Source organism: uncultured Sulfitobacter sp. (assembly GCF_964021855.1).
Lineage (GTDB): Bacteria > Pseudomonadota > Alphaproteobacteria > Rhodobacterales > Rhodobacteraceae > Sulfitobacter.
Genome location: NZ_CAXHZD010000001.1, coordinates 1,095,104 through 1,108,476 on the forward strand (window position 1 = coordinate 1,095,104; position 13,373 = coordinate 1,108,476).

The following is a 13,373-nucleotide window of genomic DNA, read 5'->3' on the forward strand; positions in this document are numbered from 1 at the left end:
ATGGCTGTATACGATTTATTAACTTTTTTCGGTCTCGTAACCAAGGCGTTAGGCAGTAAAATATGGGGTTCCATAAGGTAAAGACGATTGATGAGGCTGAATCCGTAAAGGTTAAGGTCTTATCCGGGCAAAGGTCAAATGCACATCAAGCGATGCCAACGCCGTCGTCTATAGGCACCAGAATTGAAGAAACCGTTGTATCGGCCAATAATCAGCATCGCTATGGACAGCTGTATGCAGATAACCTTCGGGCGCGCAAAGCGGTGTTCATCGATCAGAAATCTTGGGATTTGCCACAAACCGAGGGGATGGAGTTCGACCAGTACGACACCCCGCAAAGCCGTTCCGTGGTGATTCACGAATACGGCCGGGTCTTGGCCGGCGTTCGGCTGTTGCCGACGACAGCGCGCTGCGGATGCTATTCATATATGCTTCGCGACGCGCAGCTTGGGCTGCTTCCCAACATCCCCGAACATGTTCTTTACGAGCGCGCACCGGTGATGCCCCACGTCTGGGAGGCAACGCGGCTTTTCCTGACCAAAGACGAACCTGCCGAGCGTCGGCTGTTCATTCAGACCAAACTGATCAAGGCAATGGCCCGCGCGGCGACGGAACAAGGTGCAACCCATGTGATCGGTATCGTGCCTGCCGTTTTCCAACGGTGGATGAACCGCTTGGGCCTTAACGCGCTACCCATGGGCCCAAAGCTGAGCATCAGCGGTGACCACACGCAGGCCGCTGTAATGCATGTGGCCAACCAAGCGCACTAGTTTTTATGGGTTAGATAGCGGGGCGTGCCTTATCGGCGCTCGTCAATGCACGAATAGTGCAAAATGTTCAGGGCATTGAAGCCTAAAAAAATGCTTCAAAGCCATAGTTGCTTCATCGAAAAGCAACTTAGCCAAAACCCTACACCGGTCACCATGCCCAGAGTTGCTGTAAAATAAGCGCTACGATGAATTCGCCCGGTATTCTGTGGGCGTCAAACCGGCAGCTTTTTACGGTCCGCGATGCCGTTGGCTAAAGCCCCCCGCCGCGGTTGGACAAAAAATGGCCTAAATGTGTACCATTAGAGGCATAAAATTGGGGCTGTTTTGGTAGACCTCACCAGAAAATCTTACCTCACGCATCGCGCGCCGATCCCCCAATCGACGTAGTGAGCTATTAATATTCAATTTTCTTGCTAATGTGATCTGACCTGTGCATATTTCAACTTTAAGCGTAAATTTTTAGTCCACTCCATTGTTCTCGTTGAATTATGGCATTTTTCGGACATCACTTTATTGGGTTGGGGTCATATGTTAAGATATCTAATGTGTTTCACATTGTTTGCCGGCACCGCGTCAGCGAACGGGCTGTCCGAGTCGGGGTCATGGCAATTCAGGACACCGTCGGAGCGCCAAATTCTGCTGAGCGGCGAGCAAACGCGTCTGAATTTCAAAATATTTGAACGTTCTCAGACAGCAACGGGTGCTTCCGCAGGGGGGCAAACCGGGAACTTGCTGTCGATTACGATCAACGGGAACGGTGATAACACCATCGACACCGGACAAGACAACAACGGCAACCAAACCATTCAAGAAGCGAGTGGGTCTGCCAGCGCTACAATCACGGATGATACTTCGGCCGCAGTGGATGACGCGGCCAGCCGCCTCACCAGCATTGGGAGCGCGGAAAATTGAGCACTATTAAATACACGGTCGGAATCTTGGTCTCAGCTTTGGTTTCCGGATGCGAGGGCCTGCCGCCAGAACTTGTTCAACCCCAAGCCCCTTATAATGGCGCAATACCAGTTACGATTGACACACCCGCTGATCAAGCGCTCGAGTGTCTCGCGCGGTCTTCTGCAGTAAGGCGGAGCCGTACAGTTTTTGCGGTTCATACAATCAGCGATTTGACCCAGAAATTTTCGGTAGACGAGGACGGCCCCTACGTCCCACGCGACTCGGCTGGTATGCTGGTGACGGCGCTATCCAAAGCCGGGGTGAAACAGGTTAACCGGGTCAATACAGTCGTTACCGAGTTTGAAATAGCCCGGGCACGTGAACAGATACTTGGCGACAGCCAAGACGCGGTGATTGAGGGAGAACGGATTCCTTATCGTCCGCTCGAGCGAGGCGCGTTGCTTGGGTCCGATTTGGTGATCGACGGTGCGGTGACCCAGCTTGATTTCAACACATATTCCGGGGGCACCGAAGCCGCTTTGTTCGGTATCGGCGGCGGCAGCCGTAAGTTCGCCCTGACAGTTGGTGCGGACATTCGGGTCACTGACACCAGATCAACAGAGTTGGTCATGGCTGAGGCATATTCCAAGCAAGCTGTGGGTGTCGAAGTTTACGGTTCGATTTTCCGGTTCTTCGATAGTGAGCTTTTTGATGTGAAAATTGGATCGAAGAGCCAAGAGGGGCTTCATTCGGGCATTCGATGGATGCTTGCCGAGGCCGCATATAATATTGTGTCAACCACCCTGAAGCACGATGGAAGCTGTGATCGCTTGCTGCCCAAAAACTATGTAGAGGTTGCGGGATGAGGCTCACGCGGTGTTTCGCGCTTTCATGCGGGTTGCTGGCGGGTTTTTCAGGCATCGCCACCGCACAAGAGACTGGGGTCGCAGTTGCCGAAAACGACGTCTACGACCCCAAAATTTTCCTCGAATCGATGGTGAGTTACCGGTCTTTGGCACTGACCTGCGAGGACGTGATTCCTGGCTCTCCCATGTCGGATTCCGGTGAGGTTTTGACCTTCTTTAGCGCTTTAGGGATGGCAGAGCCTTTGGCAATCGACCAAAGAATGCGGCGCATCACCACTAGATTGGTGAGAGCGCAGAGCGCGTCTATCTGTACTGAAAAACTGCAAGACCGTGCGGTAAGGTATGGAGAGCTCGCGGTTGAGTATTCGACGAGAAGGCCAAAGGCCTGGCCCGAAGCACCCCGGATATTGTCGGGGCCATGGTGCCGGTCGGAATCGTGTTCTGAATTGGCATATTAATTCTACATCAATCGATCTCAGGTTATCTGATGATTGATGTAGAGTTACCAATTTGCGAATGCGTTCCGTTATTGCTTTGAACGCGTTGCGGTTGGTTGGCTGTCTGAGTGGCGCTTATCTTTGTATTTTTAATCATGACATGATCCGAAGAAGTCGGTTCATTCACTTCCAACAGGTTTACGACGCTTGTGCTCGAGTAGCTGTGGTTGGTGACGCGGTCAGTTATTTCCGCCAAAGAATGACCATCGCCCGAATTTTCAACGATTTGGGTCCCGTCGGAAACCTGCGAAAGCCCGTCAACTCTGGTAGCACTTACAAAGTTGGCAATGTTCAAACCAGTTTGCGTTAGGCGAATTGGCACGTTTCCTTGGGGATAGGTCACGATATTTCTGACGGTCTGGGTGCCGCTAAACACCCTCGTCACATTCTTGACCTCATCAGCGACGAGAACGTTGCCGATGTTGGCCCCTGATTGAACGATATCAAAAGTGTTCCCCAAAGGATCGGTAACAGCCACTCTGTTTTCAATCAGCTGCGACGTATCGCGGGGAAAGTACTGCCCGCCAGACCCGATCGAGATCTCGGCTGTTGCAACGTTTGCTGTATTCCTACCGATTTGGTTCACACTGCCAAGTGCGGCCCCTGCGCTGCGCAGATTATTGAACACCTCTTGGGCTGCTCCTGGGCCAAAAGATTGCGTGACGTTGTCAATGCGATTGGCAATCACGATGTTTGACAGGTTTTCGCCGGTTTGAACCGCCACGAGCGGGGTATCAAAATTATGGTTCTCTGCGGTATTGGTTGCGATCTGGTTGCCCTGCATGGATTGCCGAATGCTATCCACGTTGGTCCCGGTCGCCATAAGAATGTTTGCTGCGTTCAAAATAGATTGGCCGAGCTCTTGAGTTGTCAACGAGACTGGAGCCAGCTCGGAAACATCATCTCGCCCGAAAGCCTGATTTGGAATAGCTTCTGCCGGGCTCCCGTTCAGTATAGATGACCGCCGGTTGTTGAGGTAATTCAACGAGGTTTGGTCACCGGCCATGCTTTGGTTCGCAATAAGTTTTGGGTCGAACTCTGTCTGTGCATTAGCGGATGTTGAAATACTGAAAAAGGCCAAGACGGATAAGCATTTTCGTATGGAGCGTACCATATTCTTGTCACCTGACTGGCCGAATTAATTTAGTTCGGAGCGGCAAGAACCTTGCCGCTCCGTGTGCAAAATTGCTTCGTTTACAGTCCGCTGACCGAGTTGATGACGTTCGTTGCAGCTTGAGTTACTGAACTTAGATCATCAGCACCGATCAAACCGTTCTGCGCCATTTGGAAGCCAGTGAAGTTCTGTGACACTTCCGTCATGCCAGAAATATCAGGCAAAGAACCTGCCGAAAGAATGTTACCGACGTTGGTTGCGCTTTGATCAAAGTTGGTGACGTCTGCGTTGATACTCGAGCCAATACCCTGTGCATTGTTCATCGCTACCTGGTCAACATGTCTCGCAGATTGGGAAATGGTCCAGCCAACGTTAGAGACTGTCGCCAAGTTGATTGCGTTCAAAGCTGACTGATCAATGTAGTCACTGTTGCTGTCAGGCATCGGTCCGGTCACGCCTTCGGTGCTGAATTTCACAAAGTTGCTCGCAAGTTGATCACTTCCATAGCCCTTGTAAATTTGCTTAATGGAAGCCCCAGAAACTGAACCACCGACATTTGGGCTGCTTCCGCCGACATCCAAACTGTTCGCGATGTTAACCGCACTTTGCATCAGGTTTTCAATCGACGCCCCGATTTCGGTATCAAATGCGCTGTTGGTGGCAGACTGTGTGCTGTCCTCAACCATTTGGAAAGAATCGCCTTTCAGATCATCCTCAACCTCGGCGAGGTTCATGACGTTGACAGCGTCCTGCGCAATATTTTCTACGCCTAAATCGACGTCAAACTTGTTGCTCGCTTTTTGAGAGCTGTCATCGACCGTCTGCAGAAGGTCTGCGCCCCAAGCATCTTCAAGCATGTCGTCCATCGCTGCCATGTTCATCACGTTGGTCGCATCTTGATCGATATCAAGGCTCGTGCCATTGCGAATATCGATGTCGTTGACTGCTTTTTGACTTGCGTCATCGATTTTCTGGGACAGTTGGTTAAGGTCGTAGCTTGTACCCGTGTCAGAGGTCAGGTCGATGCTGTTGAGGACGTTGGTTCCCGACTGGCTGACATTGCTCAGCAGGGCGTTGTTGCCAAACGTACCCTCAGTTTCAAAGTCATTTTTGGAAATCTGTTTCATCCGATCTTCAGCAAGTTGCTCCACGTCGTCGAGCGACCCAAAGTCGATTGAGATAATGTTTGCCGCGTTGATGCCAGCTTGCGAAACATTGGTAGCATCGTCGCTGATATCAATTGTGTTTAGTGCTAATTGTAGAGCTTTCACCGTTTGCGAAATATCGGTTTGCTCAGCTACAGCAGGCATTGCGAGAATCGTGGCAATCGCTGTTGTTGTAAGGAACTTAGTCATAATGGCCTCCAGTTGCATTGGACCCCGTTGCGGGACAATTTTTTCGGACAAATTCCAGGCGTGCCTGGAAAGTATCATTCCGCTAGGAAAGCTTCTGAACCGCTAAGTTGAAAATAACTATATATGCCTTGGTGCCAGTGGAATCGGTAATGATGGCGTAAAGGAATTAGTGATTAGATTCGGATTTAAAAGCTTCATTTGGAATACCAGTGAGCATGGAGCAGCGATAAAAATTCATAAAGTCAGGAAAAACCCTACAAGATTTGTGGCGCTTTATTTTCGGAAAAATACATTATTATCAGTGATTTATGTGGTTTTGAGCTTATGAGGTAAGTCGTAAAACCGTTAGGGCTTGTGGATTTCGTTAACCTTGCTCATAATGAGGCACATTGTTGACACATTTTATAAGGTGCGGCAAACGCCCCATATTAATCGGTTACTTCTTATATTTTGGAAGAGTAGCACACACATTTGATAGGAACGCCCTACAGGCATTGAACATCTCGATAATTTAAGAGGTAGCGAAAGATGTCTAATTTTTATAACGAATTTCCAAAGATCACATTCCAGAAATTTCGACTGGGTGTGTTTTTATTTACTGAAAACGAATTTATTAGAACACGCGTAAGGCAAGCTGTTTCCATTTTGGATACCAGAATCAATACAACGCCCTGCAATAAGCGACTTTCCCCACAACCCAAAGTGGAAAAGAAACTATATGTTGTGGATCCCCGTATTATTAGGGAAAAAGAACATGATATTGAAAAGCTTTTGAATAGCGATAAATTCTCTGTTCTTTTCTATGGCGGACCCGCGGGAGATTTGATTAACGCGCAATCTGTCCGATACGTTGCCCCCAACGAGGTCGACGCCAAAGAACTTGCCACCATCATCGCTGATGTAGCGGGTATAAAAAACCTTAATCGCGCGCCGAAACTGAGCCAGCGAGAAAGAGAAATCTTACAATATTACGGTCGGGGGTACACCCTCAAGGCAATTGGATACGAGCTTGGCATCAGTCCGAAATCTGCTGAAACCTACAAAGCTCGCGCCTGCCGTAAGCTTGGTTTGACCGGGCGGGCGGCCGTGCTCAATTTCATTGACCCGAGCCTGCAGAAGACAAGTGTGATTCACTAGAATCATCGTATTTGTCTTTGTTTCACAGATCGGTTGCATAGCGAGCCCGTCGTCAGACGGGCTTAGCTTACCGCCTCTGCGACAGGTATGCTAAGATGGCTCTGGCGGTTCAGGACAGCGATGCGGATTCGAACCTCTGGACCTGCCGCTCATAGTGGCCTCGCCATGCAGCCTTGGGCTATCAGCTTCACGCAATTAGCCGCCGCGTCGACCCAGATCCGGCGGCGGTCTCGACCCAATGGTCGCCATGGTGCCTGTCCCAGTTATCTCGATACATTGTCCGCTTCGTTCGGGGCAATCGCCCGGTCGCTTGTAGGTTTACAGTGCATTACAATAAATGCCTTCTGTTCGTCCGTGAATCTGGATGCTTTCATCGCTTCCACTCTTCCCCCAGCCAGGGAAGTTTAACCGAAAACTCCAGTTTCAGACGGTCCGAATTTCTGGGGGCAGAGCAATCTCGGTAAAGCACGCGGAAGGAAGAATTACTTCTCCGATTGCTTGGAGACCGTCGATTTGCTCGCGAAAGGACGCTCAGTCGAATCTTCGATAGTAACGTTGATCAGGCGCGCGCGGTTCGCAGCCAGTCGGCACTATCCTTCAACTGCTTCTCGATGATCGCACGGAAACCTTCCCCTTTGTCGGTAGAAAACGGATTGGGTCCCGGCGCGCTTGTTTCCAGAATGACTGGGCCCTCATAGCCGATATCGCTCAGAGCGGCGATCTGGGCCAAGAAATCTGTATGGCCGCGCCCAATACCTTCGCGATTGCTGTCGGCTGCATGATAGAGGCCCAGCTTGTCGCCCGCACGGCGGAGGGCCGCTGCGGGGTCACGTTCTTCAATGTTCATGTGATAGGCGTCGGGGAGCAGTTTCAGATTGTCGGCACCAACCTCAGCGAGAAAGGCGAGCCCTTCGACCACCGTGCGGATCTGGTGAGTCTCGTAGCGGTTCAGAATCTCGAACACGACATTCTGGCCCTGCGCTGCGGCCAATTCACAGATCGCGCGGGTCGATGCGATGAGATGGGCATCCTCTTCGGCCTGAGTGGATATCGGAGCGATGCGGGTCACCTTCCCATGACATGAGATCAGCGGCCCTCCCAACGCAGCGGCGAAATCGACAAGCCTGCGATAGTAGTCGTGCGCCTGATCCCGAACGGCAGCGTCGGGATGCGAGATATCCGCATCCCCCGGGGTGAGCGAGAAGACTTTGAGCCCATAATCTCCCAGCACCGCCAGCACCTCTTGCGGGTCGAGCGATATATCGCCGAAAAGTTCGACCCCGTCGAGGCCCGCACGTTTGATCCGCGCCGCCGTACCCGCAAGAGGTTCACCGCCAAAGATCCATGTGCAGCAGCCGATTTTCATGCTGCAGTTCCCGTCATGTCAGCTGTGAGCGCCACAGTGCGACCCGCTTTGAGTGAGAGATTGGCTGCTTCGGCAAGGGCCAGAGCGTTTACGCCGTCCTGGACTGTGGCGGGCATGGCCGTGTCGTTGGTCAGTGCGTCAAGGAAAGCGGCCCATTCGGTTTCATAGGCGCGCATGTAGCGTTCAAGAAAAAACAGCTGCGGTTTGGCAGAACTTACTCCGGCAGTGGTCGATTTGCTTACCGTCGTCTCAAGCTGGTTGCCGACCGAAAGCATCCCGTCAGAACCAAGCAGTTCAAGCCGCTGATCGTAGCCAAAGACGGCGCGGCGCGAATTGCGGATCGTGGCGATGCGTCCGTCTGCATAGTGCAGGATGACGACGGCGGTATCGACGTCGCCCGCCTCTCCGATTGCGGGGTCGACGAGGCAGGAGCCGGTGGCAGTGACCTTTTCCGGCAGGCCAAACAGCCAGCAACACATGTCGAAGTCGTGGATCATCATGTCGCGGAACAGACCGCCCGACACCTTGATGTAGCTGACAGGCGGCGGTGCCGGATCGTAAGATGTCACGGCCAGCAGCTCGCCCTTGCCGATTTCACCGGCAACGAACGCCGCCTTGAGCGTGGCAAAGTTGGGATCGAACCGGCGGTTGAAGCCCATCATCACCGGCTTGCCCGAGGCTGCGACACCGGCGCGGACCTTGAGCGCACGTTGCAGATCCAGGTCGATAGGCTTTTCGCAGAATACAGCCTTGCCTGCTGCGACACCACGTTCGATGAGGTCCGCATGGGTGTTGGTGGAAGAGGCGATAAGGATGGCGTCGATACTTGCGTCGGCCAGAATTTCGTCCGCGGTCAGCACCTTGATGCCGTGTTCTGCGGCAAGCGCATGCGCGGCATCCTCCATCACATCGGTGACGGCGACAAGCTGCGCCCGCGGGTCGGATTTGATCGAGGCGGCGTGGACCTTGCCGATGCGGCCAGCGCCAAAGAGAGCGACGTTAAGGGTCATGTTAGTCCTTTCGGGAATGAGAGTTTACAGCGTGACGCGCTGGCCGCTGATGGCAGCGGCGTTGATGGCGTGAATGACGGCCTCAAATGGTAGGGCGTCGGTAAAGGTGGGGGCGCTCTGCGGGCCGCCATTGATCCAGCGCAAAAACGCAGCGACCTCAATTGTTTTTACGTCGCCAAAGCCAAGCTGATGCCCCGCCGCCGGACAGAATGCGCCATAGGGTGTATGATCGGGACCGGTCAGGATTGTCCGGAACCCCTGTGTGGAAGGGGGCCCTACGGCCTGATAGAGTTGCAATTCATTCAGCCGCTCTTGCTGATAGGTAATCATGCCTTTTGTGCCGTGGACCTCCCAATCGAGGCGGTTCTTCCGTCCCCAAGCCGAGCGTGATGTGCAAAGTGTGCCTTGGGCACCGCTGGAAAAGCGCACGATAGCAGAAGCCGTGTCCTCGTTTTCGACCGCCGCGTGGCCGCTCCCATCGGGCAGAGGGCGTGTTTTGTGGATGATCTGCGTATCAGCAACAAGGCTTTCCACCGGGCCCATGAGGCTATAGGCGAGCGAGACAAGATGACAGCCAAGGTCACCCAGAGCGCCAAGACCGGCCTGTGCATGCGTACAACGCCAACTCCAAGGCAGATCCGGATCGGCTTGATAATCCTCGTCTACCCAGCCACGGAAATGCACCGGGGTGCCGATTGCACCTTCTTCAATGAGACGCTGTGCATGGCGGAAGGCGGGGTTCTGGGTGTAGTTATAGCCGACCATCGTCTTGGTATCATGCGCGCGGGCTGCGGCTTCCATCTGTCGGGCCTGATCAAGGGTGATCGACATCGGCTTTTCGCAATGCACATGCTTCCCAGCCTCAATCGCGGCAAGGGCCATGTCAAAATGCAGGGCATTTGGGCTGGTGATTGCGACAATATCAACCTCGGGTGCGGTAACCAATGCGTGCCAATCTGTGGTCCCCGTGCGAAAGCCAAACTGCGCGGCCATGCTGCCCGCAACGTCCGCGTTTTGATCGCACAGAACGGCGAGATCCACTTTTGGCAGGTCCCCAAAAACAGCAGGAGCGGCGCGATAGGCCAGCGCATGCGCCTTGCCCATATAGCCGGTGCCTATTAGGCCTAACCCCAACGTATTCATTGCTGCCCCCTGATCTGGAATAGAAAACAGAAAATATATTCCATTATGTTCATCACTCGTCTAACATGCTCTGTCAAGAGGGAGTTCAATCTTGGAAGATCATATGCAAGCTGCGGAAGGGCCGCCGGATAATATCTCGGAATTGCTGGCCCGGCTCGACCGCATGTCGGCAGCCATGCCGAAGCGACTGCGCCAATGCGCGGAATATCTGCGCGCCAACATTAACTTGGTTGCTGTTACGACGGTGGCGGATATGTCGTCAGCGGCAGGTGTCGCGCCATCGGCATTCATGAGATTTTGTCAGGCGCTTGGCTTTTCAGGGTATTCGGAGATGCAGGCCCTTTTCCGGTCGGAATACGCGCTGTCACGTCCTGACTATGCGGAACGGCTAAGCCACCTGCGTGCGCGTGGCGGGAATGGGAGTGCGCGCCTGCTTGCTGACTTTGTTGAGGCGGGTCACAAATCATTGGTTTCATTGTTGAATATGACAGATATGGAAGTTTTGGCACAGGTGGTTGATCGTCTGGCTCAGGCGCGTACCGTACATCTTGTGGGGATGCGCAGGGCCTATGCTGTGGTCAGCTACATGGGGTATATGCTGCAAAAAATGGATATTCCCTGTGTCGTTCATAGTGGTGCGGCCGGCATCGAATTTACCGCGTCCATGCAGCCGGGTGACCTTGTCTTTGCTGTTACCTTTGCTCCTTTCGCGCAAGAGACGCGCGGTATTGCCGAGGCTGCGCACCGGGCCGGCGTCCCTTTGCTTCTTCTGACCGACTCCGCGGATTGCCCGCTTGGCAAGATTGCCGAGGCGCAATTGATCACCCGTGAGGTCGATGTTGGTGCGTTCCGGGTCCCTACCGCTTCCATGACACTTGTCACTACAATCGCGATCGCCCTTGGTGGGGCGCGAGGTGACGCAGGGTAAAAAAATGTTGCCTTCCGGATAAAATGGAATATAAATTCCATTATCGGCACCGGGCGAATCGCCTTGTGCTGTGGAGGAGGCGCGGATCGGCTTGCCGTGATGCGGCAGCACCGGATTTTCCGGTGTCGGGCGAAGAGGATCGCCCATACGGTCAAGGGAGGACATATGACCAATTTCGTAAAAATAGCTGCTACGGCAGTCGCACTCGCGGTGGGAACACCGGCATTAGCTCAGGACATCATCGTAGTATCACACGGTCAGGCCAACGATCCGTTTTGGTCAGTCGTGAAAAACGGCGTTGACAAGGCGGCCGAGGACTCCGGCGCGACCGTTGATTATCGCGCGCCTGAAACGTTCGACATGGTCGCGATGAGCCAACTGATCGATGCCGCCGTGAACCAGGAGCCCGACGGTCTCGTGGTCTCCATCCCCGATGCCGACGCGCTTGGGCCATCAATTGAACGTGCCGTCGCTGCTGGCATTGCTGTGATCTCGATGAATTCCGGGTCCGATGTATCCAAAAGCCTTGGTGCGTTGTTGCACGTCGGTCAGGATGAATTCGATGCAGGCAAGGCTGCCGGGGAAAAGCTGGCCTCCATGGGCGGTACTGTTGGCATCTGTGTGAACCAGGAAGTCGGCAACGTTTCTCTTGATCAACGCTGTGAGGGCTTTTCTGAAGGGTTCGGCGGCTCGGTTAATGTGATCCCAACCCAGAACGACCCAGCCGAAGTTGAAGCCAAGGTTAAAGCGGCGCTGGAATCCAATCCGGACATCGACACGATCATGGGTCTTGGCGCCTCACTTGTAGGTGAACCTTCCATTGCTGCAGTAGAGGCAGTGGGCCGGACCGGCGACGTCAATGTTGCCACCTTCGATCTGTCCGCTGGTTTTCTTGAGGCCGTTGACGAGGGGCGCGCCGCGTTCGGCATTGACCAGCAGCAATTTCTGCAGGGCTATTTGCCCGTTATCTTCTTGGCGCTGAACGCCAACTACGGGCTGGTGCCGGGCGGCAACGTGCCATCGGGCCCCAACCTGATCACGCAGGAAAAGGCCGCTCAGGTTGTTGAGCTGTCTGCTCAGGGCATTCGCTAAGCGCGTCTGCCACCGGCAGTAAAACAGGCCGCGGTGCACGCCGCGTCGCGGCCCAAAAACATCAAAAATCCAGATAGCGGGAGGGGACCGGCCATGGCCAAAACAGCCCAGATCGACACTGACGAACGGCTTAAAAAAGAGTCTTTTGGCGCACGGCTCATGAAGCGCCCGGAGTTGGGCGCGATTGCCGGCGTGGTTCTTGTTACGATTTTCTTTTTGATTACTGCCGACAGCGCCATGTTCACGCTCTCAGGCATTATGAATTTCATGACACCTGCAGCCCAGCTTGGCATTCTGGCCATTGGCGCGGCGATGCTGATGATTGGCGGGGAGTTTGACCTCTCCATTGGATCGATGGTCGCCTTTGCCGGGCTTATTTTTGGTGCCTGTGTTGTTACTTTCGGGCTGCCTCTGCTCTTCGCGATCCCGATCACGTTTCTCTTTGCGGCCCTCGTCGGCGCGGTGAACGGCTCCATCGTGCTCAAGACCGGACTACCGTCGTTTATTGTGACGCTGGCGTTCCTGTTCATTCTGCGGGGCGTATCGCTTGTCGGACTGAAAATTGCCACCGGTGGTTCGACCCAACTGCGCGGCGTGCGCGACGCGGTTGAGAACGATTTACTGATGCCGTTGTTCTCGGGGGATGCCTTTACGGTGCTGTTTGCCTGGTTGGCCAAAATCGGCCTTGTCGAGACTTTTAAGAACGGAGCGCCCAAGGTGCCAGGCATACCGGTCGAGATTCTCTGGTTCATCGCTCTGGCTCTGGTAGCGACCTACATCCTGCTGCGCACGCCCTACGGCAACTGGATCTTCGCTGCTGGTGGAGATCGCGATGCTGCGTCGAATTCGGGTGTGCCTGTGCGCCGCGTTAAAATCTCGCTCTTCATGCTTACCGCCTGCTGTGCCGCCCTTGTAGCCATTATCACCGTGATGGACTCGGGGTCCACTGACGCCCGCCGCGGCTTCATGAAGGAATTCGAGGCGATCATCGCAGCTGTCATCGGCGGATGCCTTCTGACCGGCGGATACGGATCGGCCATCGGCGCCTTCTTCGGGGCTATCATCTTTGGCATGGTTGTCATCGGCCTCAGCTACACCAACTTCGACCAGGACTGGTTCCAGGTCTTCCTGGGCGGCATGCTTCTGATCGCGGTACTGTTCAACAACTACATCCGCAAGCGCGTGACGGGGGAGCGTTGAT

The 13,373-nt window shown here is 53.9% G+C and carries 12 protein-coding genes; 7 read left to right on the forward strand and 5 right to left on the reverse strand.

Translation table 11 applies throughout. From position 1 onward, the window contains the following. Window positions 1–62: 62 nt before the first annotated feature. The 3 genes from AADJ11_RS05320 to AADJ11_RS05330 all read left to right on the forward strand — a co-directional run bounded on the left by AADJ11_RS05320 (window position 63) and on the right by AADJ11_RS05330 (window position 2,530). Window positions 63–770: an acyl-homoserine-lactone synthase gene (locus AADJ11_RS05320; protein ID WP_341233491.1), complete on the forward strand. Its 708-nt coding sequence runs from the start codon at window positions 63–65 to the stop codon at window positions 768–770. Between the two features lie 543 nt (window positions 771–1,313). Continuing rightward, window positions 1,314–1,682 (forward strand): hypothetical protein, encoded by a 369-nt coding sequence (locus AADJ11_RS05325; protein ID WP_341233492.1) that lies wholly within the window; start codon window positions 1,314–1,316, stop codon window positions 1,680–1,682. 38 nt (window positions 1,683–1,720) lie between these two features. Then, window positions 1,721–2,530: a CsgG/HfaB family protein gene (locus tag AADJ11_RS05330; RefSeq protein ID WP_341233671.1), complete on the forward strand. Its 810-nt coding sequence runs from the start codon at window positions 1,721–1,723 to the stop codon at window positions 2,528–2,530. A 480-nt stretch (window positions 2,531–3,010) separates the two neighbouring features. Here the strand turns inward: AADJ11_RS05330 and AADJ11_RS05335 are convergent, their stop codons facing one another. Both AADJ11_RS05335 and AADJ11_RS05340 read right to left on the reverse strand, forming a co-directional pair. Further along, the gene (locus tag AADJ11_RS05335) at window positions 3,011–4,141 is read right to left on the reverse strand and encodes a hypothetical protein (protein ID WP_341233493.1); all 1,131 of its coding nucleotides are present in this window, start codon (window positions 4,139–4,141) and stop codon (window positions 3,011–3,013) included. A gap of 80 nt (window positions 4,142–4,221) precedes the next feature. Further along, on the reverse strand, window positions 4,222–5,496 hold the full coding sequence (locus tag AADJ11_RS05340) for a hypothetical protein (RefSeq protein ID WP_341233494.1): 1,275 nt from the start codon (window positions 5,494–5,496) through the stop codon (window positions 4,222–4,224). A 528-nt stretch (window positions 5,497–6,024) separates the two neighbouring features. Here AADJ11_RS05340 and AADJ11_RS05345 point away from each other — a divergent pair. Further along, a complete protein-coding gene (locus tag AADJ11_RS05345; RefSeq protein WP_341233495.1) occupies window positions 6,025–6,633 on the forward strand; it encodes a LuxR C-terminal-related transcriptional regulator in 609 nt (202 codons plus the stop codon). 559 nt (window positions 6,634–7,192) lie between these two features. Here AADJ11_RS05345 and AADJ11_RS05350 read toward each other — a convergent pair. From AADJ11_RS05350 to AADJ11_RS05360, 3 genes are read right to left on the reverse strand one after another with little or no spacing between them, the layout of a single operon-like run. Continuing rightward, window positions 7,193–7,999: a sugar phosphate isomerase/epimerase family protein gene (locus tag AADJ11_RS05350; protein ID WP_341233496.1), complete on the reverse strand. Its 807-nt coding sequence runs from the start codon at window positions 7,997–7,999 to the stop codon at window positions 7,193–7,195. Continuing rightward, complete coding sequence (iolG, locus tag AADJ11_RS05355; protein ID WP_341233497.1) at window positions 7,996–9,009, reverse strand: inositol 2-dehydrogenase; 1,014 nt, start codon at window positions 9,007–9,009, stop codon at window positions 7,996–7,998. The genes AADJ11_RS05350 and iolG overlap by 4 nt, the downstream gene beginning before the upstream one ends. Window positions 9,010–9,033: 24 nt before the next feature. After that, window positions 9,034–10,152, reverse strand: coding sequence for a Gfo/Idh/MocA family oxidoreductase (locus AADJ11_RS05360; protein WP_341233498.1), 1,119 nt, complete (start codon window positions 10,150–10,152; stop codon window positions 9,034–9,036). A 91-nt stretch (window positions 10,153–10,243) separates the two neighbouring features. Here AADJ11_RS05360 and AADJ11_RS05365 point away from each other — a divergent pair, with 91 nt between their 5' ends. The 3 genes from AADJ11_RS05365 to AADJ11_RS05375 all read left to right on the forward strand — a co-directional run bounded on the left by AADJ11_RS05365 (window position 10,244) and on the right by AADJ11_RS05375 (window position 13,372). Then, complete coding sequence (locus AADJ11_RS05365) at window positions 10,244–11,080, forward strand: MurR/RpiR family transcriptional regulator (RefSeq protein WP_341233499.1); 837 nt, start codon at window positions 10,244–10,246, stop codon at window positions 11,078–11,080. 165 nt (window positions 11,081–11,245) lie between these two features. Continuing rightward, a complete protein-coding gene (locus AADJ11_RS05370) occupies window positions 11,246–12,172 on the forward strand; it encodes a sugar ABC transporter substrate-binding protein (protein WP_341233500.1) in 927 nt (308 codons plus the stop codon). 93 nt (window positions 12,173–12,265) lie between these two features. After that, window positions 12,266–13,372 carry an ABC transporter permease gene (locus AADJ11_RS05375; RefSeq protein WP_341233501.1) on the forward strand — a complete coding sequence of 369 codons (1,107 nt, stop codon included), beginning with the start codon at window positions 12,266–12,268 and terminating at the stop codon, window positions 13,370–13,372. The last annotated feature ends 1 nt before the right edge of the window (window position 13,373 follow it).

Excerpts from the sequence above, each read along its gene's own strand:
- iolG (WP_341233497.1), bottom strand. The coding sequence starts at position 9,009 with ATGACCCTTAACGTCGCTCTCTTTGGCGCTGGCCGCATCGGCAAGGTC.
- AADJ11_RS05345 (WP_341233495.1), top strand. The coding sequence starts at position 6,025 with ATGTCTAATTTTTATAACGAATTTCCAAAGATCACATTCCAGAAATTT.
- AADJ11_RS05325 (WP_341233492.1), top strand. The coding sequence starts at position 1,314 with ATGTGTTTCACATTGTTTGCCGGCACCGCGTCAGCGAACGGGCTGTCC.
- AADJ11_RS05340 (WP_341233494.1), bottom strand. The coding sequence starts at position 5,496 with ATGACTAAGTTCCTTACAACAACAGCGATTGCCACGATTCTCGCAATG.
- AADJ11_RS05360 (WP_341233498.1), bottom strand. The coding sequence starts at position 10,152 with ATGAATACGTTGGGGTTAGGCCTAATAGGCACCGGCTATATGGGCAAG.
- AADJ11_RS05350 (WP_341233496.1), bottom strand. The coding sequence starts at position 7,999 with ATGAAAATCGGCTGCTGCACATGGATCTTTGGCGGTGAACCTCTTGCG.
- AADJ11_RS05375 (WP_341233501.1), top strand. The coding sequence starts at position 12,266 with ATGGCCAAAACAGCCCAGATCGACACTGACGAACGGCTTAAAAAAGAG.
- AADJ11_RS05335 (WP_341233493.1), bottom strand. The coding sequence starts at position 4,141 with ATGGTACGCTCCATACGAAAATGCTTATCCGTCTTGGCCTTTTTCAGT.
- AADJ11_RS05370 (WP_341233500.1), top strand. The coding sequence starts at position 11,246 with ATGACCAATTTCGTAAAAATAGCTGCTACGGCAGTCGCACTCGCGGTG.
- AADJ11_RS05320 (WP_341233491.1), top strand. The coding sequence starts at position 63 with ATGGGGTTCCATAAGGTAAAGACGATTGATGAGGCTGAATCCGTAAAG.